This is a genomic window from Sorangium sp. So ce145 (assembly GCF_051525985.1).
Taxonomy (GTDB): Bacteria; Myxococcota_A; Polyangia; order Polyangiales; family Polyangiaceae; genus Sorangium; species Sorangium cellulosum_B.
Map to the genome: position 1 here is coordinate 9,404,463 of NZ_CP150315.1, position 25,187 is coordinate 9,429,649.

The 25,187-nt window shown below is 73.5% G+C and carries 17 protein-coding genes and 1 pseudogene; 11 read left to right on the top strand and 7 right to left on the bottom strand.

From position 1 onward, the window contains the following. The first annotated feature begins 33 nt into the window (after window positions 1-33). Complete coding sequence (locus tag WMF34_RS34765) at window positions 34-4,080, top strand: kelch repeat-containing protein (RefSeq protein WP_437994686.1); 4,047 nt, start codon at window positions 34-36, stop codon at window positions 4,078-4,080. Between the two features lie 139 nt (window positions 4,081-4,219). Here WMF34_RS34765 and WMF34_RS34770 read toward each other — a convergent pair whose 3' ends face one another. Further along, entirely contained in the window at window positions 4,220-5,422 is a 1,203-nt protein-coding gene (locus WMF34_RS34770) for a hypothetical protein (RefSeq protein WP_437990529.1), read from the bottom strand. Window positions 5,423-5,898: 476 nt separating this feature from the next. On the opposite strand from WMF34_RS34770, the gene WMF34_RS34775 reads away from it, so the two are divergent. From WMF34_RS34775 to WMF34_RS34785, 3 genes are all read left to right on the top strand, one after another. After that, window positions 5,899-6,309, top strand: coding sequence for a hypothetical protein (locus tag WMF34_RS34775; protein ID WP_437990530.1), 411 nt, complete (start codon window positions 5,899-5,901; stop codon window positions 6,307-6,309). Between the two features lie 173 nt (window positions 6,310-6,482). After that, on the top strand, window positions 6,483-10,547 hold the full coding sequence (locus WMF34_RS34780; protein WP_437990531.1) for a kelch repeat-containing protein: 4,065 nt from the start codon (window positions 6,483-6,485) through the stop codon (window positions 10,545-10,547). Window positions 10,548-10,650: 103 nt separating this feature from the next. Next, window positions 10,651-11,301 (top strand): hypothetical protein, encoded by a 651-nt coding sequence (locus WMF34_RS34785; RefSeq protein WP_157907123.1) that lies wholly within the window; start codon window positions 10,651-10,653, stop codon window positions 11,299-11,301. 181 nt (window positions 11,302-11,482) lie between these two features. On the opposite strand, the gene WMF34_RS34790 is transcribed toward WMF34_RS34785, so the two are convergent. Next, on the bottom strand, window positions 11,483-12,520 hold the full coding sequence (locus WMF34_RS34790) for a D-alanine--D-alanine ligase (protein ID WP_012239464.1): 1,038 nt from the start codon (window positions 12,518-12,520) through the stop codon (window positions 11,483-11,485). 773 nt (window positions 12,521-13,293) lie between these two features. Here WMF34_RS34790 and WMF34_RS34795 point away from each other — a divergent pair. Continuing rightward, window positions 13,294-14,895: an ATP-dependent DNA ligase gene (locus WMF34_RS34795; RefSeq protein WP_437990532.1), complete on the top strand. Its 1,602-nt coding sequence runs from the start codon at window positions 13,294-13,296 to the stop codon at window positions 14,893-14,895. Between the two features lie 268 nt (window positions 14,896-15,163). Here the strand turns inward: WMF34_RS34795 and WMF34_RS34800 are convergent, their stop codons facing one another. Both WMF34_RS34800 and WMF34_RS34805 read right to left on the bottom strand, forming a co-directional pair. Then, complete coding sequence (locus WMF34_RS34800; RefSeq protein ID WP_437990533.1) at window positions 15,164-17,884, bottom strand: ATP-binding protein; 2,721 nt, start codon at window positions 17,882-17,884, stop codon at window positions 15,164-15,166. A gap of 31 nt (window positions 17,885-17,915) precedes the next feature. Further along, window positions 17,916-18,125 carry a hypothetical protein gene (locus WMF34_RS34805; RefSeq protein WP_157907124.1) on the bottom strand — a complete coding sequence of 70 codons (210 nt, stop codon included), beginning with the start codon at window positions 18,123-18,125 and terminating at the stop codon, window positions 17,916-17,918. 16 nt (window positions 18,126-18,141) lie between these two features. Here WMF34_RS34805 and WMF34_RS34810 point away from each other — a divergent pair, with 16 nt between their 5' ends. Both WMF34_RS34810 and WMF34_RS34815 read left to right on the top strand, forming a co-directional pair. Continuing rightward, the gene (locus WMF34_RS34810) at window positions 18,142-18,234 is read left to right on the top strand and encodes a cell wall metabolism sensor histidine kinase WalK (RefSeq protein WP_231865082.1); all 93 of its coding nucleotides are present in this window, start codon (window positions 18,142-18,144) and stop codon (window positions 18,232-18,234) included. A 439-nt stretch (window positions 18,235-18,673) separates the two neighbouring features. Then, window positions 18,674-19,912: an IS3 family transposase gene (locus WMF34_RS34815; RefSeq protein WP_437994687.1), complete on the top strand. Its 1,239-nt coding sequence runs from the start codon at window positions 18,674-18,676 to the stop codon at window positions 19,910-19,912. A 187-nt stretch (window positions 19,913-20,099) separates the two neighbouring features. Here WMF34_RS34815 and WMF34_RS34820 read toward each other — a convergent pair. Further along, a pseudogene (locus WMF34_RS34820) lies at window positions 20,100-20,348 on the bottom strand (transposase zinc-binding domain-containing protein); the annotation flags it as partial. A gap of 21 nt (window positions 20,349-20,369) precedes the next feature. After that, window positions 20,370-21,257 carry a Kazal-type serine protease inhibitor family protein gene (locus WMF34_RS34825; protein ID WP_157907125.1) on the bottom strand — a complete coding sequence of 296 codons (888 nt, stop codon included), beginning with the start codon at window positions 21,255-21,257 and terminating at the stop codon, window positions 20,370-20,372. Window positions 21,258-21,626: 369 nt separating this feature from the next. On the opposite strand from WMF34_RS34825, the gene WMF34_RS34830 reads away from it, so the two are divergent. Next, complete coding sequence (locus WMF34_RS34830) at window positions 21,627-22,028, top strand: hypothetical protein (RefSeq protein WP_437990534.1); 402 nt, start codon at window positions 21,627-21,629, stop codon at window positions 22,026-22,028. Between the two features lie 263 nt (window positions 22,029-22,291). Here WMF34_RS34830 and ric read toward each other — a convergent pair whose 3' ends face one another. Then, window positions 22,292-22,966, bottom strand: coding sequence for an iron-sulfur cluster repair di-iron protein (gene ric / locus WMF34_RS34835; protein WP_044969819.1), 675 nt, complete (start codon window positions 22,964-22,966; stop codon window positions 22,292-22,294). A 130-nt stretch (window positions 22,967-23,096) separates the two neighbouring features. Between ric and WMF34_RS34840 the strand changes: the two genes are divergently transcribed. The 3 genes from WMF34_RS34840 to WMF34_RS34850 are packed head-to-tail and all read left to right on the top strand — an operon-like array spanning window position 23,097 to window position 25,064. Beyond that, complete coding sequence (locus WMF34_RS34840) at window positions 23,097-24,077, top strand: sigma-54 interaction domain-containing protein (RefSeq protein WP_231864408.1); 981 nt, start codon at window positions 23,097-23,099, stop codon at window positions 24,075-24,077. A 52-nt stretch (window positions 24,078-24,129) separates the two neighbouring features. After that, window positions 24,130-24,639, top strand: a complete 510-nt coding sequence (locus WMF34_RS34845) for a hypothetical protein (RefSeq protein WP_437990535.1) — start codon at window positions 24,130-24,132, stop codon at window positions 24,637-24,639. Further along, window positions 24,636-25,064, top strand: a complete 429-nt coding sequence (locus WMF34_RS34850) for a hemerythrin domain-containing protein (RefSeq protein ID WP_437990536.1) — start codon at window positions 24,636-24,638, stop codon at window positions 25,062-25,064. Before WMF34_RS34845 ends, WMF34_RS34850 begins: the two co-directional genes overlap by 4 nt. Window positions 25,065-25,187 lie beyond the last annotated feature (123 nt).

Here is a 25,187-nt window from a genome sequence, read left to right on the forward strand (position 1 = left end):
TTCGCCAGCATGCGAGCTGGGTCGTGTCTCCGCGTGCTGGCCATGGCCATCTTGGTGCTGGCGGTGGTGGGGTGGATGGGCGCGCTCGGGTGCGCGGCGGGGCACGACGGCGCGGCGGCGGCGGCGCTCGTGCAGCGCCGGTTCCCGGCGCAGGCCGCCGAGGTGCTGGGCAGCGGCGCTCCCGGCGCGCCGGTGCCGACCGGCGGCGGCTTCGCGCTGGGCGCGGCTGGCCTTTCGGGGCGCGGGCCGCGGCTCCAGGCCGAGCTGCCGCGCGACGGCGGCGGCTGGATGCGGCTCTCGGGCGCGGGCGGCTTCGAGGTGCGGGTGCGCGAGGCCGGCGCGTCCGGCCCGGGGGCGGTGGTCGACGGCGCGGTGATCTACGGCCGCGCGGGCGGCGCGTCGTTCTGGCGGGCGGTCGCCGGGGGCATCGAGGAATGGCTGACCGTGGCGCCGGGCGCCGTGCCGGCGGGTGAGCCCGCGGCCGTCTGGGAGGTGGACGGCGCGGCGCTGCGGCAGCGCGGCGAGGCCGTCGAGGTGGTGGACGCCGCGGGGACGCCGCGGCTGCGCGTCACCGCGCCGCGAGCGTTCGCGGAAGGCGGGCGGCCGATCGCGGCGCGCCTCGAGGCGCGCGGGGCGGAGATCGCGCTGCTTGTCGAGGCGTCGGGGGAGCTGCTGCTCGTGGATCCGCTGTGGCGCGCCGTCGGGGCGATGGCCACGCGGCGGGACGCCGGGCACACCGCCACGCTGCTGGGCGGCGACGACGGGCGGGTGCTGGTCGCGGGCGGCTTTGACGGCGAAGGCTATCTCGCGAGCGCGGAGCTGTTCGACCCGGCGGACGACAGCTGGGCGCCAGCTCAGCCGATGAGCGCCCCGCGCCAAGATCACGCCGCCCTGCTGCTGGACAGCGGGCAAGTCCTCGTCGTGGGCGGCTCTGACGGCTCGGGCACGGTGGCGAGCGTGGAGCTGTACGACCCGGCGGAGGACCGCTGGACGCCAGCGCGATCGATGAACGCCGCGCGCCAGGGCCCCACGGCGACGCGGCTGGACGACGGGCGGGTCCTGGTCACAGGCGGCTGGAGCGACGGCACGTTCCTCGCGAGCGTGGAGCTGTTCGACCCGCGCGAGGGCATCTGGACAACGGCGCGGCCGATGAGCACCGCGCGTTATGGGCACACCGCGACGCTGCTGGCCGACGGGCGGGTCCTGGTCGCCGGCGGCATCGGGGCTGCGGGCGAGGTCCCGACCGTGGAGTTGTTCGATCCGGCGACGAACACCTGGACCCCAGCGCGATCGATGAGCACCGTGCGCCGAGGGCACACGGCGACGCTGCTCGACGGCGGGCAGGTCCTGGTCACGGGCGGCTTGACGAGCGACGGCACGTTCCTCGCGAGCGCGGAGCTGTTCGACCCCATGAACGGCAGCTGGGCACCGGCGGCGCCGATGAGCATCGGGCGCTTTGACCACACGGCGACGCTGCTCGACGGCGGGCGGGTCCTGGTCACAGGCGGCCTCCACTCGTCGTACCTCCACCTGGCGGACGCGGAGATCTACGACCCGAGGGAGGGCGCCTGGTCGAACGCGCCGGCGATGGCCGTCGGCCGCAGCTTTCATACGGCGACGCTGCTCCCGCGCGGCGGCGTGCTCGTGACGGGCGGCAATCAAGGCGTCGAGGCGAACGCCGAGATCTACGACCCGCCGGGCACGAGCCCGTGGGCGGAGACAGCGCCGATGCGCGACGCGCGCTACGTGCACACGGCGACGCTGCTGGGCGACGGGCGGGTCCTGGTCGCGGGCGGCTACGGGGCCGACGACAACGACCTCAGGACCGCGGAGATCTACGACCCGGCCGACGGCACCTGGACCGCGGCGAAGGAGATGCGTGACGCGCGCTACACGCACACGGCGACGCTGCTGCCGGACGGGCGGGTCCTTGTCACGGGCGGCTACGCGAGCAACGCGGAGGGTGCGCTCGCGACCGTGGAGATCTTCGACCCCATGACGCGCGGGTGGACAGCGGCAGCGCCGATGCTCGCCGCGCGCCAGGGGCACACGGCCACGCTGCTGGCCGACGGCCGGGTCCTGGTGACAGGAGGCGTCGGGGCCGACTACGTCAACCTCGCGAGCGCGGAGATCTACGACCCGGCGGACGGCACCTGGACCGCAGCGGTGGCGATGATCGCCGCGCGCCAGGGGCACACGGCCACGCTGCTGGCCGACGGCCGGGTCCTGGTGACAGGCGGCTACGGGCCCCGAGGTGACGCCCCGAGCGCGGAGATCTGGAGCCCCGGCGAGCGCGGCTGGACAGCGGCAGCGCCGATGATCGCCGCGCGCCGGATGCACGCGGCGACGCTGCTGGACGATGGGCGGGTCCTGGTCACGGGCGGCTCCCCGGATTCGGAGGGGATCAGCGGGCTCGCGAGCGCGGAGCTGTACGACCCGGCGACCGATCGCTGGACGACGCGAGCTCCCATGAGCACCGCGCGCCAGAACCACACGGCGACGCGGCTCCTGGACGGGCGGGTCCTGGTCGCGGGCAATGCCTCGGTCAATGGGCACGGCAGCGCGAGCGCGGAGGTGTACGACCTGGCCACGGACAGCTGGTCTCCGGCAGGGACGATGTACTCCGAGCGATCTCAACACGCAGCGACCTTGCTGCGCCATGGCAAGGTCCTGATCACCGGCGGCATGGGCCCCGGCATGTATATCGCCAGCGCCGAGCTCTACACCGCGGCTTTCCCCGGCGCCCCTTGCGAGACCGACGCGGACTGCGCCGGCGTTTCCTGCGTCGACGGCGTCTGCTGCGACGTCCCTTGCGCGGGCGCGTGCATGGCCTGCTCCGCCGCGAAGAAGGGCGCCGGACCCGACGGCGCATGCGGGCCCATCCAGGCCGGCGCCGATCCGGACGGCGACTGCGCCGAAGAGCCGGCCTCCTCCTGCGGCACCACCGGCGTCTGCGACGGCCGCGGCGGCTGCCAGCTGCGGGCGCAGGGCACCCCCTGCGGCGCGGCCTCGTGCAAGGACGCCTCCGAGCTCGTCGAGGCCCCCCTCTGCGACGGCCGCGGGGTCTGCGCCGAGGGCGACACGCGCTCTTGTGCCGAGTACCGCTGCGTCGCGGGCGCCTGCCTCACGGGCTGCACCTTCGACACCCAGTGCGCCGACGCGGCCTACTGCGCGGCGACCGGCGGCGACTGCCTGCCGAAGAAGCCCGTCGGCGCCGCGTGCTCGCTCCCCAAGGAGTGCCTCAGCGGGCAGTGCAGGGCCGGAGCCTGCGCGCTCGACACCGACGAGGACGGCATCGCCGACAGCGAGGACAACTGCCCTGCGGTCCCCAACACGCTCCAGGCCAACACCGATGCTGGCCTGCCGGCGGGCGATCTCCTCGGCGACGCCTGCGACGACGACGACGACGCCGACGGCGTCGGCGATACGGTGGACAACTGCCCGCTGCTCGCGAACCCCGACCAGGCCGACGTCAACCGCGATGGGGTCGGCGACGCCTGCGATTGCGACAACCCGCGCAAGCCCGACGGCAGCCCCTGCGACGACGGCAACGCCTGCACGCAGACCGATACTTGCCAGAACGGCGCCTGCGTTGGCGGCGATCCCTTCGTGTGCCCGCAGCCCGACACCTCCACCTGCAGGCGCGCCGTCTGCGCGCCGGCCACCGGCGCCTGCGAGAGGCGCTACAAGCTCGACGGCGCGCCCTGTCCAGGCGGCGAGTGCATCGCCGGGGGTTGCTTGCTCGCGGAGGCCGCCAGCGGCTCCGGAGGCGGCGCGGGGGGCGAGGGCCAGGGCGGCAAGGGCGACGGCGGCGGGGGCCAGGGCGGCGACGCGCAGGGCGGCGGGGGCCAGGGCGGCGACGCCGCCGCGAATGGCTCCGGCGGGTCCGGCGGCTCCAGCGATGCCGGCGGCGCGCCTCCGGCGGCTGCACCGGAAGGGAGCGCCCAACCGCGCGCGCACGGCAACGGCTGCGCCGTGGCGCGTGGCGCTGGCCCTGACGCGGGCGGCTCGTCCGTGCCCTGGCTCCTCCTCGCCGCGCTGCTCGCTGCACGGTCCAGGGGGTTCCGCAAGGCAGGCTGATTTACCGCCGTTCGCCGAGTTCTCGCGGGTCGTGCCCGTCCGACAGGCTCCCGGGCGGTTCGGTCATGCCTCGCTCACGCGCAACCAGGGACGAACTTGGGCCTCATCCCGCCGGGTCACCGCCCCGGCGCCGCCGGCCTCAGGGGCGAGCTGCGGGTCGGGACCCCGAGCTGGAGGTGGTGAGCGCCGTCTCCCCGTCGGGGGCGGCGCCCCCGCCCGTGAACGGCGCCGTGCAGAACAGCGCCTCGACATTCGCCTTCTGGCAGTGGCCATAGGCGCTGGGGGTGCGGTCGCAGCTGAGGGACCGACACTCCGCAACGTCGAAGCAGATGGCGCCTTCGGACTTGCTGCCGGGGGCCACGTCGTTCAGGCCGTCGTGACAGACGCCCTGGTCGCAGTAACCGCTGTAGCTGTCGATGCTGATCAGACCGTCGAACGTGTCGGTGTTCTCGCTGGAGCAGTCCTGGTGGCTGCGGCAGGCGGTGCAGGTGGCGGCCAGGGTGGCCTGGGAGGTGATCTTCATGAGGCCGCTTTCGCAGTCGCCAGGGTCCAGGACCTGCTCGCCGTTCTTGTGGAGGCGCTGGCAGGTGTGCTCCTCGGGATAGTCCCCGCCGGCGAAGTAGGCGCGCAGGGCGGCCGTTGTCGGCATGCAGCGGAGCCCGGGCGCGCACAGGTCCGTGTTGCTGTCGCAGGGGCTCCCCTCGGCAGGCAAGGGCGGAGCGGGGCGGCAACGGCGGCCGTCCGTCTCGCTGGTGCAGGCCAGCCCGGCGGCGCAGAGCAGATCGGGGCAGAGCTCCCCCTCGGCGGGCAGCACCAGGCAGGTCCCGGCGGTCGACTCGGAGCTGGCCGGTTGGCAGATGGTCCCCTTGCAGGGGTTCCCGCCCAGCGCGGCGGCGCCGGCCAGGTCGCAGGCGCTGCCGGGCTCCAGGGCCGGCTTCAGCAGGGCGGTCATGTCCAGGGCGCCGTCGGGCTCGCGGCAGCCGTCGCCGGACCGGCGCAGGCGGGCGACGAGGTCACCGCCGGCCTGTTCGTCGTAGATGTACTGGGGGTTGCCGAGGGCGGGCAGCATGGTCGCCTCGCACAGGGCGGTCTCGCCGGCGGCGCAGGCGGCGTCGTCGGCGTACTTGCCGGTCGTCTGCGTGCAGCAGCGCTGCACCCCGGCGCAGCGGGCGGCGGACCATTCGGCGCAGAACGCGGTCAGGGGCACGGGATCGGCGGGCGCCGGCGAGTTGCCGCCCGAGTCGCCGCCCGACGAGCAACCGGTCAGGGTCAGGGCGACGGCGAGGGCCAGGACGGTGCGTCGCAGCGAGGGGGCGGCAGAGCGGAAGCAAGTCGATGTCATGAGCGCGATTTCTATCACGTTGAGTAGCGGAGTTGACGGGCGGTGGAGCCCGAGCAATCGGCTGATCCCCTCGTGGACGACAGAGCCGCGACGTGATCCCCGAGGGCGGCGGTGCGGTTGAGGGCGCTGGCCAGCGAGGCGACCACGGCGGCGTGAGGGCCGTCTGGGCCACGCGCCCATGCGCTCCGACACCAGCGTCAGCCCTCCCCGGGAGCCGGACGCTCTTGCGGCTCGCGACGGCTGCGCCTCGACTCGTTCACCACGACACTTCGCCTACCGGTCGACGAGGAGCGGCCCGTCCTGCTGATCCCAGAGCGGCTCTTCGTCCTCGCCCGCATCGTTCATTATCTCAAGGTCATCTACCGCTCTTACCAGCACGCCTTCGAGACGCCGCAAGAAGCCGAGAAAGACCTGAAGCCCGCTTCGCTCGCGATCTCGACGCACAAGCATCGATCGGCGTCGACGACGGGCTCGGCGTGAGGCCCGATCTCGAGCGCTCCTCCGCGGAGGACATCGAGCACGCCCAGCTGGCCTGGAGCCACCGTGTCCTGGGCGAGTACCGCGGGGTGGTGATCTACACCGATCTGCTCGCCGCCCTCGTCGAGGCCGAGGCGCCGTACCCGGCGCTCGCCGACGTCCACCGGATCAGGCGGGTCTTCGCGTCGTTGCTGCGCGACGAGGTGCGCCACGCCGCCGCCGGGCGCTCCCTCGTGGCGCGGATCGAGCGCTCGTACCCAGAGAGCGAGCTCGCGGGGGTACAGGCGCGCCTGCACGCCCGCCTGCCCGAGGAGCGACGGCACCTGCGCGAGCAGGCGCTCGCGCGGGCCGTGGGCGGCCCGGGGCGACAGCTCGGGGCGAGGCTCGCACCGGGCGATCTCGAGGCGTGAGCTGGGACATCGACTTCGTCCGTGAGACGCGGAGCGGCAAGCGCCGAGTCGGGGTCTATCCTCCCCGGTTCGAAATCTGCACATCGCTCGTGTGAGCCGCGCTCGCGGCGCTGTTGTTGCGGGCGTGACCGCGTGAGACATTCGCCAGCATGCGAGCTGGGTCGAGTCTCCGCGTGCTGGTCATGGCCGTCCTGGTGCTGGCCGTGGTGGGATGGATGGGCGCGCTCGGGTGCGCGGCGGGGCACGACGGCGCGGCGGCGGCGGCGCTCGTGCAGCGCCGGTTCCCGGCGCAGGCCGCCGAAGTGCTGGGCAGCGGCGCTCCCGGCGCGCCGGTGCCGACCGGCGGCGGCTTCGCGCTGGGCGCGGCTGGCCTTTCGGGGCGCGGGCCGCGGCTCCAGGCCGAGCTGCCGCGCGACGGCGGCGGCTGGATGCGGCTCTCGGGCGCGGGCGGCTTCGAGGTGCGGGTGCGCGAGGCCGGCGCGTCCGGCCCGGGGGCGGTGGTCGACGGCGCGGTGATCTACGGCCGCGCGGGCGGCGCGTCGTTCTGGCGAGCGGTCGCCGGGGGCATCGAGGAATGGCTCACCGTGGCGCCGGGCGCCGTGCCGGCGGGTGAGCCCGCGGCCGTCTGGGAGGTGGACGGCGCGGCGCTGCGGCAGCGCGGCGAGGCCGTCGAGGTGCTGGACGCCGCGGGGACGCCGCGGCTGCGCGTCACCGCGCCGCGAGCGTTCGCGGAAGGCGGGCGGCCGATCGCGGCGCGCCTCGAGGCGCGCGGGGCGGAGATCGCGCTGCTTGTCGAGGCGTCGGGGGAGCTGCTGCTCGTGGATCCGCTGTGGCGCGCCGTCGGAGCGATGGCCACGAGGCGGGACGCCGGGCATACCGCCACGCGGCTCGGCGGTGACGACGGGCGGGTCCTGGTCGTGGGGGGTTATGGCGGCGAAAGCTATCTCGCGAGCGCGGAGCTGTACGACCCGGCGGACGACGGCTGGGCGCCGGCGCGGCCGATGAGCGAGGCGCGCGGCCAGCACGCCGCTCTGCTGCTGGCCAGCGGGCAGGTGTTGGTCGTGGGTGGCCGGGGCAGCGAGGGCTTGTTGACGAGCGCGGAGATCTACGACCCGGCGGAGGACCGCTGGACGCCGGCGCGACCGATGGGTGCCGCGCGCGAAGGGCACACGGCGACGCCGCTCGGCGACGGGCGGGTCCTCGTCACGGGCGGTCTCGACGGTGAGCTCGCGCTGGACAGCGCGGAGATCTACGACCCGGCCGAGAACACCTGGACCGCCGCGGCGCCGATGAGCGTTCGTCGTTACCAGCACACGGCGACGCCACTCGGCGACGGGCGGGTCCTCGTCACAGGCGGACTCGAGTGGCGGGGCGCGCTGGACAGCGCGGAGATCTACGACCCGGCCGAGAACACCTGGACCGCCGCGGCGCCGATGCGCGTCGCGCGCCACGAACACGCGGCGACGCGTCTGAACGACGGGCGCGTCCTCGTCACGGGCCGCTCGACGAGCGACCGGTACGGCGAGGGCGAGGAGGAGGAGGAAGAGGGAGAGCTCGCGAGCGCGGAGATCTACGACCCGGCGAGCGACGGCTGGGCGCTCACGGCGCCGATGAGCGTCGCGCGCACTCGCCACACGGCGACGCTGCTGGACGGCGGCTCGGTCCTCGTCACGGGCGGGTCCGCGTCGTCCGAGTCCGGGTCCCTGGCGGGCGCGGAGATCTACGACCCGGCGGCAGGCTCGTGGTCGAACGTGCCGGCGATGGCCACGGGCCGCAGCGCTCATACCGCGACGCTGCTCCCGGGCGGCGGTGTGCTCGTGACGGGCGGCAATCAGGACTTCGGCGCGAGCGCAGAGATCTACGACCTGTCGGGCGCGAGCCCGTGGTCGGAAGCGGCGCCGATGCTCGACGCGCGCTACGACCACACGGCGACGTTGCTGAGCGACGGGCGGGTCCTCGTCGCGGGCGGCTACGGAACCGCCTATACCAGCCTCCCGGGCGCGGAGCTCTTCGACCCGGCGGAGGGAACCTGGACCGCGGCGGAGGCGATGAGCGGCTCCCGCAGCGCGCACACGGCGACGCTGCTGAACGATGGGCAGGTCCTCGTCGCGGGCGGCCAAGGGATCGACTATCTCAGCCTCTCGGGCGCGGAGCTCTTCGACCCCGACACGCGCGGCTGGAGAGCGGTAGGGCCGATGAGCACCGCGCGCCAGCTCCACACGGCGACGTTGCTGAGGGACGGGCGGGTCCTCGTCGCGGGCGGTTATGGGGCCGACTATATCAACCTCTCGAGCGCGGAGCTCTTCGACCCCGACACGGGCGCCTGGTCGGCGGCAGAGCCGATGAGCACCGCGCGCCAGGGTCACACGGCGACGTTGCTGAGGGACGGGCGGGTCCTCGTCGCGGGCGGTTACGGGGCCGACTATACCAACCTCTCGAGCGCGGAGCTCTTCGACCCCGACACGGGCACCTGGTCGGCTGCAGAGCCGATGAACGCCGCGCGCCAGAGCCATACGGCCACGCTGCTCGATGACGGCCAGGTCCTCGTCGTAGGCGGTTATGGGGCCGACAACGCCAATCTCGCGGCCGCGGAGGCGTATGATCCGGCGACCGATCGCTGGACGGCACGGGCTCCCATGAGCACCGCGCGCCAGAACCACACAGCCACGTCGCTCCTGGACGGGCGGGTTCTCATCGTGGCGGGCATCGCCGGCGCTTACGGTTATGAGGGTAGCGCGACCGCGGAGGTGTACGACCAGGCCACCGACAGCTGGTCTCCGGCAGAGACGATGTACTCCCAGCGATCCAACCATGCGGCGACGCTGCTGAGCGATGGCAGGGTCCTGGTCACTGGCGGCGACGGGCCCGGCGGCATCCTCGCCGACGGCGAGCTCTTCATCCCTGCCCTCCCCGGCGATCCCTGCGACACCGACGCGGACTGCGCCGGCGTTTCCTGCGTCGACGGCGTCTGCTGCGACGTCCCTTGCGCGGGCGCGTGCATGGCGTGCTCCGCCGCGAAGAAGGGCGCCGGCCCCGACGGCGCATGTGGGCCCATCCCGGCCGGCGCCGATCCGGACGGCGACTGCGCCGAAGAGCCGGCCTCCTCCTGCGGCACCACCGGCGTCTGCGACGGCCGCGGCGGCTGCCAGCTGCGGGCGCAGGGCACCCCCTGCGGCGCGGCCTCGTGCAAGGACGCCTCCGAGCTCGTCGAGGCCCCCCTCTGCGACGGCCGCGGGGTCTGCGCCGAGGGCGACACGCGCTCTTGCGCCGAGTACCGCTGCGTCGCGGGCGCCTGTCTCACGGGCTGCACCTTCGACACCCAGTGCGCCGACGTGGCCTACTGCGCGGCGACCGGCGGCGACTGCCTGCCGAAGAAGCCCGTCGGCGCCGCGTGCTCGCTCCCCAAGGAGTGCCTCAGCGGGCAGTGCAGGGCCGGAGCCTGCGCGCTCGACATCGACGAGGACGGCATCGCCGACAGCGAGGACAACTGCCCTGCGGTCCCCAACACGCTCCAGGCCAACACCGATGCTGGCCTGCCGGCGGGCGATCTCCTCGGCGACGCCTGCGACGACGATGACGACGCCGACGGCGTCGGCGATACGGTGGACAACTGCCCGCTGCTCGCGAACCCCGACCAGGCCGACGTCAACGGCGATGGGGTCGGCGACGCCTGCGATTGCGACAACCCGCGCAAGCCCGACGGCAGCCCCTGCGACGACGGCAACGCCTGCACGCAGACCGATACCTGCCAGAACGGCGCCTGCGTCGGCGGCGATCCCTTCGTGTGCCCGCAGCCCGACACCTCCACCTGCAGGCGCGCCGTCTGCGCGCCGGCCACCGGCGCCTGCGAGAGGCGCTACAAGCTCGACGGCGCGCCCTGTCCAGGCGGCGAGTGCATCGCCGGGGGTTGCTTGCTCGCGGAGGCCGCCAGCGGCTCCGGAGGCGGCGCGGGGGGCGAGGGCCAGGGCGGCAAGGGCGACGGCGGTGGCGGCCAGGGCGGCGAGGGTCACGGCGGCGACGCCGCCGCGAATGGCTCCGGCGGGTCCGGCGGCTCCAGCGATGCCGGCGGCGCGCCTCCGGCGCCTGCACCGGAGGGGAGCGCCCCGCCGCGCGCGCATGGCAACGGCTGCGCCCTGGCGCGTGGCGCTGGCCCTGACGCGGGCGGCTCGTCCGTGCCCTGGCTCCTCCTCGCCGCGCTGCTCGCCGCGCGCTCCAGGGGTTTCCGCGACTCAGCCTGATCCACCACCGGACGCTTGGTCATCCCTGGTTGTACGCTTTCGGCAGGGGCCCCCGCCGGGGAGGATGCGTGCAACTGCGCGCATGGACGCGTACTCTCGGTGCATGGCACGTCCTCACCTGCTCCCGTTCACCGTGGTGTCGATCGCTGCGCTCGCCGCCTGTGACCGCTCCGAATCCGCGAGCGCGCCTGCGTCCGCGGGCGCGACCGCCGCGACCGCGCCGGCTGCGCCTGCCCCGATCGGCACGTCCGCCGTGGCGCCGGCGGCGAGCTGCCCGGCGGGCAAGTGGGAATACGACTATGCCGATATGTTCCTCGAGACGCTGACGCGCAACTCGTCGGGCGCGCGCGTCGTCAGCGAGCGCGGGAAGTACGTCTGCACGTTCAACGGCAACGAGCGTGGCAGTTACGTGTGCGAGACGAGCGAGGGCGGCGTCGAGAACGTGTTCGAGGCGCCCACGGCGGGGATGGCCCTGAAGATCACGGTCAAGATGAACGGCCGCTCCAGCGCTGAATACGAGCCCGCGGGCCCTGGCCGCTGGAAGACGACGCGCGCCGACATGAGCGGGTTGCGCGTCGAGACCAAGGCCACGCTCGGCGGCCGCGACATGCCCGTGCCCGCGACCAGCGCCTTTTCCGGCATGGACCGCCCAGGGACCGTCTTCGAGTACCGCTGTGAAGGCGACGTGTTCAAGCTCAAGCCCATCGTCGAGGGCATGGCGACCGACTTCATCACGATGAAGCGGGTGCCTTAGAGCCTGTCCCGGGGTAGGGCGGATCGAGCCAGGTGGCCGAGGTTGGGTGCAGCGCCAGACGCGACGAGGAGTCCTGCTGCAGTAGCGGGAAATTGAACAGGGAGACGGGGAGATCGGTGGGATTTTACTCCCCGTCTCCTCGCCTCCCTGTGAATTCTCCCGAAAAATTCGAGGGGACGCTTCAGATCGCCGACTTCACGAGGCGCAGCCGCTTCTCGGCCTGTCCCCGCTCGCTGAGCCGCAGCTCCGAGGCGGCGGGCGCGCGGCGCCGCACCGGCTGGTGCAGCCTGGCGCTCGCCAGGATGGCCTCGCACAGGTCGCCGAACTCGTAGCCTGCGGCCTCCGCGATCTTCGGCAGGAGGCTTGTCTGGGTCATGCCCGGCAGGGTGTTCACCTCGAGCACGTACTCGTTCTCTCCGCCGGTCACGAGCAGATCCACCCGCACCGCGCCCGTGCACCCGAGCGCCTGGGCCGCCCGCTCCGCCAGGTTCAGGACGCCGCGATAGCGGGTCGGCGGGAGGCGCGCCGGCATGTGGTACTCGGTCATGCCCGGCGTGTACTTGGCCTCGTAGTCATAAAGCCCCTTCTTCGGGACGATCTCGATCGCGCCAAGGACCTTCCCGTCCAGGATCCCCACGTTGACCTCGGTCCCCGCCACGAACCGCTCCACGATGGCGGCGTCGTCGAACTCGAACGCCAGCGCGAGCGCCGACTTCAGCTCCTCGAGCGACCCGGCCTTGGTCACGCCGAGGCTCGACCCCTCGCCGCGCGGCTTCACGATGACGGGGAACCCGAACGAGCCATGGACGGCATCGAGCTCCTCGAGGTCCTGATTCGCACCCACAGTGTAGTAGGGAGGCGTCGGCACGTTGTGCAGCCGGAACATCTCCTTGGCCTTCAGCTTGTCCATCGCGAGGGCGCTCGCGAGCACGCTCGACCCCGTGTACGGAACCTGGGCGAGCTCCAGGACGCCTTGCACGCACCCGTCCTCACCGAGACGTCCGTGCAGTGCCAGGAACGCCGCGTCGAGCCGCGCGCGCTGCAGCGTCGCGCAGAGCTCCGCGCCGAACCTGTCCCCGAGTGTGATCCGCACGACATCGTACCCGCGGGCCTCGAGCGCCTCGGCGACGGCCGCGCCCGAGCGCAGGGACACGTCGCGCTCACCCGACGAGCCGCCCATCACGACGCCCACCCGCTTCCGGACTTGCCGCTCCACCATCGAAGAACCTCCGTCGCCTTCCCGTGCGGACACCAACACCACGTCAGCTCCTTCCAGTACAGTCCAGCTGCCGGAGAGGTGCTGCGCAAAAACCAAGCCAGCTGCTCCCAAGGCCAAAATCCGCGGCCTTGTCAGCGGAGGGCGCTATTCCTGAGCTGTGGTTGAGGAAAACCGCGCCCGCCCGCCGTGTTCACCTGCCCACGGCGTGCCGACCGCCAACCCGGTATCAAGGCCCGCGGCGGAGGTCAACTAAACGGAGCGATCGCGCCGTCGAGGGAGACGGGCGCGGCTGGGGCCATCTCGCGGCGTATTCGGCAGTCTGCGGCCACGGCGGGGCAGCGCCGCGCGCCCTCCCCCCGCGCGGCGGCGCAGGCGCGTCGGGCGCTTCGCACCTGGCGAATCGATGGCGCGCAGCACCCGAGATCCAGCGCCCGAGATCTTCTGAAAGGCGATCGCGCTCTCGCCTGCTCGCGGCGCCGGCGGCGACCGAGCGAGGCACTCGCCTGCAGATGACATGATAATTCTTCGCCCCTCCCCGCAAGTGGTTGCAAGCGGGAGTGACCGTCATTCCGGCGCGGGAGAGCGCTTTTCTGCTCCGCCGCGTTACACCCTTTGGTAGGCTCTCTCTGCCCACGCGGAGACCACTTGGCGCCCATGGGCCAGGTTCGATCCTGTGGAGTTCCCCGGCTCGGTTGCGGAGGACACCCTGCAGCGGCCTCGTCAAAAGACCCGTCGAGCGTGAGCTCTCGAGATGCCAGGGTAGGGTTGCCCGCGTGCTCGTTTCCGACCTTGTCGCCACCTCCGAGCGTGTCGCCGCGCTCTCTCGCCGTGTCGAGAAGATCGGCGCGCTCGCCGCGCTCCTGCGCCGCCTCTCGCCCGCGGAGGTGCAGATCGGCGTCGACTGGCTCACCGGTCGGCTGCGCCAGGGGCGGCTCGGCCTCGGGCCTTCGGTGTTCGCCGAGGCCCGCCGGGCCTCTCCTTCCGTCGCCCAGCCTGCGCTCACCCTGGGGGACGCCGACGCGGTCTTCACGGAGATCGCGCGCGCCTCGGGGGCGGGGGCCGGGGGGGAGCGCCGCGCGGCGCTGGCGGGGCTGTTCGCGCGCGCCACCGATCTCGAGCGGGACTTCTTCGCGCGGCTCCTCGCCGGCGAGCTCCGCCAGGAGAGGCTGGAGCCGGTCATGGTCGACGCGGTGGCGCGCGCGGCGCGGGTGCCGCCGGCCTCGCTGCGGCGCGCGGTGATGCTGGCCGGCGACGCGGCGGAGGTGGTCAAGGCCGCGCTCCTCGAGGGGGCGCTCGGCCTCCAGCGCTTCTCGCTGCAGCTGCTCCGCCCCGTGCAGCCGATGCTGGCGCAGTCGGCCGACGACGTCGTGACGGCGCTGAGCGAGCTCCGCGCGATGGCGCTGGAGTGGAAGCTCGACGGCGTGCGCGTGCAGGCGCACAAGGCCGGCGACGAGGTGCGCGTCTTCAGCCGCGGCCTCGGCCCGGTCACGAAGGCGGTCCCCGAGATTGTCGAGATCGTCCGGGCGCTCCCGGTCCGCTCGGTCGTGCTCGACGGCGAGGCGCTCGCCTTTCGCCCGGACGGCGCGCCGCACCCGTTCCAGGTCACGATGCGCCGCTTCGGCCGCGCGCACGACGCGGCCGCGCTGCGGGCCGAGCTGCCGCTGCGCGCCCTGTTCTTCGACGTGCTGCACCTCGACGGCGAGGATCTGCTCGACCGGCCCGGCAGCGAGCGCACGGCGGCGCTCCGGCAGGTGCTCGACCGGTCGCTGCGCGTCCCGCGCATCGAGCTGCCGACGGCGGCCGAGGCCGAGGCGTTCTTCGCCGACGCGCTCGCCCACGGCCATGAGGGCGTGATCGCCAAGTCGCTCGCCGCGCCCTACGAGGCGGGGCGGCGCCGCGGCACGTGGCTCAAGGTGAAGCGGGCGCGCACCCTCGACCTGGTGGTGCTCGCGGCCGAGTGGGGGACCGGCCGGCGCCGGGGGCTGCTCAGCAACCTGCACCTCGGGGCGCGCGATCCCGCGGCCGGGGGCTTCGTCCTGCTCGGCAAGACGTTCAAGGGCATGAACGACGAGGTGCTCGCGTGGCAGACGCAGCGGCTGCTGGAGCTCGAGATCGGCCGCGACGCAGACACGGTGTACGTGCGGCCGGAGATCGTCGTCGAGGTCGCCTTCGACGGCCTGCAGTCGAGTCCGCGGTACCCCGGGGGGGTCGCGCTGCGGTCTGCGCGGGTGAAGAGATACCGGCCTGACAAGCCTGCAGGCGAGATCAGCACGATGGACGAGGTGCGGGCGATCCATGCGGGTGCGCTTGCGGGCGAGGCGGCCGAGAAGGGACAGGCCGGTGGTGGAGGAGAGGAGTTGGAGGACGACGGGTGAGGCTCCGGTCGAAGCGACAGCGCGCTCCGTTTCACGACCCTCCCTGCATCCGGCGAGGGGGATGGCAGGGACAAGGATCAGCAGAGCAGGAGCCATGTTGCGCATGGCGTGACCTCCGCGCAGCAAGCTACGTCCCCGCCCAAGGACCGCCCCTTCATCCCCTCTTGAAGCGATTCGCGCGCTCCTTCCCGCGGCGCCATCACCCTTGCTCTCCCATCCAGTCCGCAGGCCCCCGGAGAGGGTGTTCGTGGAGCGGGGTGGGGGCCCCCTACCTCCGCTCCCCCCCGCGCGGATCGCCCCCTCCCCCCGCGGCCGGCTCCACCGCGACGTAGTGGACCGGCAGCGCCGGATCCAGCGAGTACCCCTCTGCGTCTCTCCGGAGCCACGGCTTCATCCCGAGCTTCCGCAGCTGGTTCATCGCCACGTAGATCCGGTTCGCCGCCGCGTCCGGCAAGATCCGCTCACCGGGCCACCCCGCCTCCTTCAGCGCGGCCAGGGAGAGCCCTCGGCCGGGCGCAGACCGCTGCTGCTCGGCCAGCGCGTGCAGCAGGCGCCGCGCCGCGTGGCGCTCGCGCAGGTCGTGCCAGCCGCCGCCCGGCGGGCGGACGAAGCGCGCCCCCTCGGTCAGGAGGAGCTCGCGCTCGCCCTCCGCCCGCGCCTCGGGCAGGCCGCCCAGCGCCGCCAGGCTGCGCTCCAGGATCCGGAGCAGCAGCCGCACGTCGTCGGATCGGCTCGCGCTCGACGGCGATCCCTCCCGGGCGCGCGCGATCCTGCGCCGCGCCGCGCCCGCGTGCGCCGCCGCCTCCTCCCCCCGCCCCGCGCGGCGCGCCGCCTGGGCGAGCGCGAGGTCGACGAAGCCGGACGCCACCCGCGCGAGCTCCACGTCGGGCTCGTCCCCGAGCTGCGCGAGCAGCCGCTCCGCGGGCTCGATCGCGCGCCGCGCCTCGTCCACCTCGCCGACCGACGCGAGCGCCGCCCCGAGGCGGCAGAGGGCGATCCCCTCGGAGCGGCGGTCCCCGACCTCGCGGAGCAGCCCCACCGCGCGGCCGTGGCACGCGCGCGCATCGGCGAGGCGCCCCTCCTCGTGGTGGAGCGCGCCGAGGTTGCCGAGCGTGATCGCGAGCAGCCGGAGATCGCCCACCTCGCCGAGGATCGCGGCGGCGCGCTCGTAGCGCCGCCGCGCCTGCGCGGGCGCCCCGCGCTCCTGCTCGAGCAGGCCGGCGTTCGTCGAGAAGATGCCCTCCATCCGGCCGTCGCCGATCTCCGCCGCCATCGCGATCGCCTGCTCGTAGTAGGCGGCGGCCTCGCCCTCGCGGCGCTCGTCGTGGTGGAGCGCGCCGAGGTTGCCGAGCGCTCGCCCCTCGGCGCGGCGGTCGCCGAGGGCGCGGTGGAGCGCGAGCGCCTGCGCGTAGTGGTCGCGCGCGCGCTCCATGTCGCGCCGGCCGTGGTGGAGCACGCCGAGGTCCGCGAGGATCCCCGAGAGGAGCGCCTCCGCGCCGAGCGCCGCCGCCTGCGCGCGGGCGCGCTCGAGGTCCTCGAGCGCGGCCTCCGCCTGCCCTCGGAGCCGCCGCGCGCGCCCCCGCGCCGCGAGCGCGCGGGCCACGACGCGCGGATCGGCCGCGAGCGCCTCGGCCGCCGCGAGCGCGCGGTCGAGCAGCTCGAGCTGCGCCCCGAACGGCCCCCGGGTGCTGAGCACGGGCTCGACGGCGCAGAGCGCCCGCAGCGCGCGCTCGGCCGCCGCCCCGGAGCCGGCGCGAGGCGCCGTCGCCAGGGCGAGCGCCCCCTCGGCGACGGCGAGCAGCTCCTCCAGATCGCCGGCGATGCGGTTGAGCGCCTCGAGCGCCCCGCGCCGCTCGAAGTCCGCGGCCGCCGCCTCGCCGGCGGCCAGGTAGAACGCCGCGTGCCGCTCGATCGCCGCCTCGCGCTCCCCGCGCTCGGCGAGCTTCTCGGCGGCGAGCTCTCGCACCACCTCGTAGAGCGCGAAGCGCGTCGCCCCGTCGCTCCTCGGGGGCGCCGCGCGGAGCAGCGACTTGTCGCGCAGCGCCTCGATCCGATCGATCGCGGCGGCGTCGGGCTCCGCGAGGACGGCGGCGGCCGCCGCGAGCGTGAACGGCCCGTGGAAGGCGGAGCAGCAGGCGAGCGCCCGTCGCTCGCGGTCGTCGAGGAGGTCCCACGACCACTCGATCGCGCTGCGCAGCGTCGCCTGCCGCGCCTCCCTGCCGCGCGCCGCGCCCGCGAGCAGGTCGAGCCGGCTCCCGAGCCGCGCGAGCAGGCCGCGCACGCCGAGCACGCCCTCGCGCGCCGCGGCGAGCTCGATCGCGAGCGGAATGCCCTCGAGCCGCCGCACCAGCGCGGCGACGTCGGCGAGGTGCTCGTCGCCGGGCGGCGGCGGCGGCGCGGAAGCGCGGTGGGCCGCGGCGCGATCGAGGAAGAGCGCCACGGCCGCGCTCCGCTCGGTCGAGCCCTCCGCGGGGAGGCCGAGGGGGCCGAGCTCGTAGCTGATCTCCCCTGCCAGGCGGGTGCGCTCGCGCGACGTCGCGAGGAAGCGGAGCTCGGGCGCCGCGCGCACCCACGCGTCGAGGGCGGGCGCTGCCTGCTCGAGCACGTGCTCCAGGTTGTCGAGCACGAGCAGCGCCGGCCCCTCGGTCGCGAGGGCGCGGCCGATCCGCTCGACGAGCGTCGCTTCCCGGCGCCCTGCCGCGACCTGCGCCCCGATCGCGCGCGCGACCGCGCCGCAGACGGCGCGCAGGTCGCGGCAGGCGGTGAGCTCGCAGAGCCACACGGCCTCGCCGGCGTGCGCCTCGGCCCAGCGGCTGGCGAGCTCCAAAGCGAGCCGCGTCTTGCCCATGCCGGCCGGGCCCCAGAGGGTGACGAGCCGCTCGCCGCGCCGGAGCAGCTCGGCGATCGCGACGAGCTCGCCCTCCCGGCCGATGAAGCGCGACGCGGGCAGGGCAAGGTGCCGCCTCCGCGGCCGAGCTGCGTCCGCCATGCGCCGACCTTCGATCGGACGGGGGCTGGATTCAACGCCGGAGCGGGCGGACGGGCGTGAAGACGACTGCGCCGGTGCGGCAGCCGCCGTCGACCGCCGCGTAGAGGCCCTCGATGCGGTCGAGCGCCGCGGGCCGCGCGCGAAAGGCGAGCTCCGCGCCCTCCGGCGTGCGCAGCCGGCCGGATCCGCCATCCTGGCAGGCGCCGGAGACGGCGTGCCTGGGAGTTGGGCTGGGGCTCACGATCGCGAAGGGCCTCGTGGAGGCCCACGGCGGGAGGATCTGGGCGGAGAGTCGGCCAGGAGTTGGCACCACGCTCTTCTTCACGCTCCTTCTGGCCCCGCCGGAATGACGAGCGCGGCGCGCTGGGCGCGGGCACCGGCGGCGCGCCGGACAGCGCGGATGATCGTCGGCCGTTCAAAAGCCCTCGAGCTTCGCGCACGTGCCCATCCCGACCTCGTGGCCCGGCCATGCCCAAGGCGGCGCCGGCCACGACGCCGCGCGTCCCTCAATCTCCGTGCTCGGCACCCCCTCAAACTTCGCGAGTACGCTCATTCATCCGCAGCCTGGCTGGCCTATTTTCGGCCCAGACCATCTCATCAGCACACTCGCGGCGCTGGGACAGAGCGAGAGCGGCGTGCCCTTCGCGTCGGCCAGGACCGGCGCATCGCCGAGCTCGAGAAGCGCTCCGCGCGGCTCGAGGAGAAGCTCGCGCTCGCTGAGAAGCTCATCGATCTCCCCAAAAAAGTCTCTGCCATTCTGGGCATCAACCTCACGAGCGACGAAGAGCGCTGATGGACGTTATCGAAGAGCTCGATGACCCGCACGTCCCCATCGCGCAGGCGTGCGCGACACTCGGCGTCAGCCGCGCTACGCTCTACCGGCAGACCCAGCCCGCGAGGCCACCCGCGCTGCGGGGGCCCGTTCCGAGCCCACGCCGTCTCAGTGACCCCGAGCGGCAAACCGTGCTCGAGGTGTTGCACAGCGACGAGTTCGTCGACCAGCCCCCGCCGGAGGTCTACGCGACGCTGCTGTCGCGCGGCGTCTACCTTGCCTCCATCCGTACGATGTACCGCCTGCTCGCGGCGTCCGGCGAGAGCGGCGAGCGACGCGCGCAGCGTGGGCCGACGAAGCATGCCAAGCCGACGCTCACCGCCACAGCCCCCAACCAGATCTGGACGTGGGATATCACCAAGCTGCGCGGGCCGCTGCCCGGGGTCTTCTACTGCCTGTACGTCGTCCTCGACCTGTTCAGTCGCATGACCGTCGGCTGGCTGCTCGCCGAGCGCGAGAGCGCGGAGCTCGCCGAGCACCTCTTCGCAGAGACGGTCGCCCGCCACGGCGTCGAGCCCGGTTCGCTCACGGTGCACGCCGACCGCGGCTCCGCGATGAGGTCGGAGGGGCTCGCCCAGCTCCTCGGCTCGCTCGGCGTCGTTCGTAGCTTCAGCCGGCCTCACGTCAGCGATGACAACGCCTTCTCCGAGTCGCAGTTCAAGACGCTCAAGTACCAGCCCGACTATCCGGACCGCTTTGCCTCGCCGGCTCATGCACGAGCGTGGTGCCAGGAGTTCTTCGGCTGGTATAACGACCTTCATCAGCATTCTGGTCTTGCGCTCTTCACACCTGCTGATGTATTCTACGGCCGCGTCGAAGATATCGCGGCTCGGCGCCAGGTCGCCCTCGACACGGCCTACGCCGCGCATCCGGAGCGCGTAGTTAAAAGAAGCCGGATCGTTGCGCGGAGAAGTGTGGCGCGGCGATCCGAAGTGGCGGGACCGCGAGCGTCGCGACGCGTCGTTCATGGGTCGAAAGAGTGGGTCGAGCGCGGCGCCGAGCGTGCAGAGGGGCGCATTGGCGTGCCGCGGGCACACGTCGCCCTCCGGGCGTTGGTCTGGCCCGGGATGTTCTTGCGGCTACGCGGCGTCTCCGAGCGCCTTGCGGCGCAGGACGGTGCTCTTCCAGTACGGCGGCCGCCGCGTCGGCGCTGGGGGAGCGGCCTGGAACGTCGGTCGGCTCGCCGAGCGCGGTGAGGAAGCGGGCAATGCTGCTCGGCTCGGTGAGCAGGGCGACGAGCTTCATCCTGCCCTTGCAGGCCGGGCACTCGAGGACATCGATCGCAAACGTGCGGCGCAGAAGCTCGGCGCGGTTTGCCGACCGCCCGAACAGCGCACCATCCTGGGCGAGCCTGCGGCGCCAGGGGAACGGAAACGTCAGAACCCATTGACGGAGCGCCACCTCGGGCAGCACGTCCTCGATGAGGTTCGCCGCCGTGGCGCACATGCGCCGGCCGAGGCACGACGGGCAGAATCCACGTCCTTTACAGCTGAACGCGACCAGACGGCTCTCGTCGCAGCCATCGCACCGAAGCCGCGCGAAGCCGCGGCAGAGCAGCCCGCAATCGAGGTAGGCTTCGAGCTCCTTCTTCGCGTGCTTGGGTATCCGGACGGCGATGGCGCCGTCATCGATGGCGCCGTAAAGCGCCGCGCTTCACAGGCGCGCGTCGCAAGCGCCGCGCGACGCCACCGACACCCCCGCCGCGTTCGCGGTGCAGGCGTTGCTGTACGTCCTGCCGTCGCAGCCGCAGACAGGATCGTACACCTGGAGGCAGGCCCGCGGGGTGGGCTCGCACGTGCCCATCTGATCGCCCGCGCCGCACTGGGCCTCCGGGCTGTAGTCGCAGAAGAACCCGCGCTCGCACGCGAGGCCGGCGATGCCGCCGCACGCCTGCGCCTCGGGAGCCCCGCACTCGCCGGACGACGCCACCGACACGCCCGCCGCGTTCGCATAACAGGCGTTGCCATACGTCTTCCCGTCGCAGCCGCAGACCGGGTCGTACACGTCCAGGCACGCCTCCGGGATGCGCTCGCAGGTGCCCGTCTGATCGCCCGCGCCGCACTGGGCCTCCGGGCCGTAGTCGCAGAAGAACCCGCGCTCGCACGCGAGGCCGGCGATGCCGCCGCACGCCTGCTCCTCGGGAGCCCCGCACTCGCCGAGCGACGCCACCGACACGCCCGCCGCGTTCGCGGCGCACTCGTTGCCGTACGTCTTGCCGTCGCAGCCGCAGACAGGGTCGTACTCCTTCGTGCACATCTTCGGGATGGGCGTGCAGGCGCCCCACTGATCGCCCGCGCCACACATGGCCTTGATCTCGTAATCACAGAAGAAGCCGGGCTTGCACGTGAGCCCTAGGAAGCCGCCGCAGAGGGCCACCGAGATGGTGCCGCCTGCCCTCGCCTCCTGCGCCTCGGAGGCGATCGGCTCGACGGCCTCGTCGGCCATCTCCACCTGACAGCCCGCGGCGAACGGGGCCATCGAGAGCGCGAGCCAGAGCGCGGAGGCGAATCGATGATTGTGGATACGACGCTGAACGTTCATGATGTCTCTCCATGGGGCCTCGCCGCTCCCGGCGGCGGTTGCAATGCACGAGCACCTTCCTCCGCGGCGGCGACATGCGCAGCGTCGAAGCGAAGGATCGACGCGTTGCTCGACGCGGCGATCGCCGTGTCGAGGACGCCTCAGCGACGCGCCATCGGGGTCCGTCGCCGTGTTGCGGAGGCATAGTTCCCTTGGCAGGAGTCGGGCCATGCGGCTTTTGCGGGGTTCACGCCTTTCCGCGGTCCCCGGGCGGTCCGGATCGGGCAGGGGCTTGCTCAAATAGGCGCGAGCTTGCGCAACTTGCGCGACAGCGCCCCGCGGGGGACTCCGGCCCGCGGTTCGAGGTGCGGTTCGAGGTAGGGGGCGCGGATGCACCGCCGCCTTCGCCCCGCCGCCTCCTGCGCCGCCCTCACCGCGCTCCTCAGCAGTTGCAGCGCCACGCCCGACGCCGCCTCCGCTGCCCAGGCCCCCGCGCACGGGCAGCACGGCGCCGGCCCAGCCGCTCATGCCGGCGCTCACGGCGGCAACGCCGGCCACCACGTCGGCAACGCCGGCCACCACGGCGGCAACGCCGGCCACCACGGCGGCAACGCCGGCCACCACGGCGGCAACGCCGGCCACCACGGCGGCAACGCCGGCCACCACGGCGGCAACGCCGGCCACCACGGCGGCAACGCCGGCCACCACGGCGGCAACGCCGGCCACCACGGAGCGCGACGTGTCCGGGTGAACGCCGCCCCTGTCCGTGCGACGCGCGACGTGTCCGGGTGAAATCGCGGCGAGGAGGGTGTTGACGGCCCTGGTGGCGCGGCGCGCGGGGGCGTGGAGCAGGTGGTGCGGAAGCGCACGAGGTCGAGGTAAGCGCGCGCGGCCTTGCCGACGTCGCCCTCCAGGGCGGCGAGCGCGTCGAGCACCGCCTGCGGGTCGCCGCGCTTGGCGAGCGGCGTGGTCCCCTGCAAGAGCGCGAGCGCGGCGGGCCGCGACGCGCTCGACCACCCCAGCGCCGCCGCTTCACCGCATCGCGGCGCTCCCGCTCACGAACCGAAGCGCGGCGCGAGGACGTGGTTCTCGAGGTGAACGTGCTGAAAGATGTCCTGCTCGATCGCCTGAAGCTCCCCGAACAGCGCGCGATAGCTGCCACAGGCCCAGTCGGGGAGCGCAAAATCGTCGCTCGCATCCCGGATGGTCTCGAGGAGCTTCGCCACCGCGAGGTGCTCGTCGCGCATCGCCGCGAGGGCGCGCGTCGTCTCCGGGTCGACGTGTGCGCCCGCCGAGCGGAGCGCCGGAAACAGCGTCGCCTCCTCGTCGTCGAGGTGCAGGAGCAGGGCCTCCGAGAGCTCGCCCACAGCGCCGTCGAGGGCGCGCAGCTTCGGGTTGTGCTCCCCGTGAACCCGCGCGACCTTCGCCGCGAGCGGCCGCACGAAGGGCAGCGCCTTTCGCAGGTACGCGTGGTGCTTGCCCACGATGTGGTCGATGAGCGCGGGCGTCGGGACCTCGCGCACCGCGCCCGGCGCGCCGCCTCGCCGCTCCGCGATGGCTCGCTCGAGCTGCCCCAGGAGCGCGGAGAGCTCGACTCCGCGCTCCTTGGCGGCTTGCTCGAGGCTGAGCTCTCCGCGGCAGCAAAAGTCGATGCGGTGCTGCTGGAAGACCTGGGCGCACTCGGAGTGATCAAGAACGATGTTGGCGACCGATCGGGTTGGGTTCAGCACGGTGGACCTCCTGTCGTCCGCGTAAGCAGGGCGCGTGCCGGAGATCCATCGCGCGCGGATCCACCCGATTTCGCCCCCGAAATCGCTGGCGGGCTTGCCTCCTCTCCGGTCGCGTTCCAAAATGGAACGCATGGAACACCCGCGCCAGAGCTGCGAGGTTTGCGGCCTGATCCCGCTCGCGCCGCGCCTGTCCGGTGCGACCGATGTGGTCGCCCGCAGCGCCGCGATGCAGGCCGTATTTCGACGCGTGGCGCGCTTCGCGAGGAGCGAGGCGCCGGTCGCTGTCCTGGGCGAGACGGGCACCGGCAAGGAGGTCGTCGCGCGGATGCTGCACGCGAACTCGCCGCGCGCGTCCGGCCCCTTCGTTCCGGTGAACGTCGCGGCCTTGCCGGCCGAGCTCCTCGAGTCCGAGCTCTTCGGGCACGGCAAGGGAGCCTTCACCGGCGCCACGCAGAATCGGCGCGGGCTGTTCGAGGCGGCGAGCAAGGGGACGCTCTTCCTCGACGAGGTGGCCGAGCTGCCCCTGCCGCTGCAGGCCAAGCTGCTGCGCGCCCTGCAGGACGGCGAGATCCGGCGTGTCGGCGAGAACCAGGCCTTCGAGACCGACGTCCGCATCGTCTGCGCGACGCACCGAGATCTCCTGCAGCGCGTGCGAGGGGGGGCGTTCCGCGAAGATCTCTATTATCGCCTCAAGGTCCTCTCCGTGCAGGTTCCGCCCCTCCGGGAGCGGCGAGACGACATCCTCCCGCTCGCGCGCCGCATGCTGGGCGAGGAGCGCACCAGGGCGCATGGCTTCACCGACGCCGCGCAAGCCGTGCTCCTTCGCCACCCCTGGCCGGGCAACGTGCGCGAGCTGCAGAACGCCGTGAAGCACGGCGCGGCGCTCGCGACCGGCGCGAGGATCGACGCCGAGGACCTCCCGGAGGAGCTGCTCACGCCGCCGCCTGCACCTCGCGCACCGTATGCGCTTCGGTCGCTCGCGGAGGTCGAGCGAGAGCACATCCTCCGCGTCCTCGATGCCTGTGGCGGCTCCCAGGCGGAGGCCGCGCGCGTGCTGGGGGTCGGGCGCAACACGCTCTGGCGCAAGCTGCGCGAGTACAGCGCGAGCTGATGGCACGTCTCCTGCAATTCTCGTGATCAGCATCTCGTGAAAGGAGGCGCTCATGCTCTCGACCCAGTTCACCCACCACCTGTCGCTCGAGGTGTCGTGCCCCGCGTGCCCGGAGACCTACGCGGTCCCGCTCGACGCCATCGAGCAGAGCCAGCGCCTCGTCGACGAATACGGGCCCTGCTCCGGAATCGTCAGCTACGAGTGTCCGACTCCGTACCTCGCGTCGCTCGCGCCGCGAGCAGCGATCGCGCGCCTGCACGAGGCGGTTCGCGCGTTCGAGGAGGAGGTCCGGGGCAGCGGCGCGCGCGCCGTATGGGCCGACGGCCAACCCGACACGCCGGAGAATGGGCCTCGTCTCGGCAGCATCATGAAGGCGTTGCTGGCCTCGCCAGGTGCGGCAGCCGCGGCGGCGAGCAGGGCCGCGCCCTCGCCAGGTGCGGCAGCCGCGGCGGCGAGCAGGGCCGCGCCCTCGAGGCCGCCGTCCGAGGTCGCGGCGATCACCGTGGAGCTCACGTGCTGGGACGACGACGGCGGCGCGCCGCAGGGGCCGGGGTCGGCGTGAAGCGCGATCGGCGGCTCCGCGGTCTGTCGTCGGAGCATCACCACGCCCTCGTCCTGGCCCGCGCCGTCGAGCGGCGGATCGACGCCTGGTCGACGTCGGAAGGCGCGCGCCTCCGCGAGCAGTTCGATCGGGAGCTCGAGCCTCACTTCCTCGCGGAGGAGCAGGTCCTCCTGCCCGCGCTGCGCGCCGCGGGCCGGCTCGACCTCTGCGAACGTGTCGAACGCGACCACGCCCGCCTGCGACGCGCGGCCACGTCGGCGTCGGCGGGTGACGCGAACGCCGCTCGGGCGTTCGGAGCAGAGCTCGCCGAGCACGTGCGCTTCGAAGAGCGGGACTTGTTTCCCGCGTGCGAGTCGCTCCTCGCCGACGAGATCCTCGACGAGGTCGCGCGCCGCGCGCCCAGGGAGGATTCACCAGGTCCATGACCCCACGGGCGGCGTGTCGATCACGAGGATCGGGTTGACACGAGGATCGGGTTGACGGCCTCCTCCTCGCAGGACTCCGGTGCGAGCACCGTCGTCGCGGCAGAATGCCGAGCGTCCTGCGCC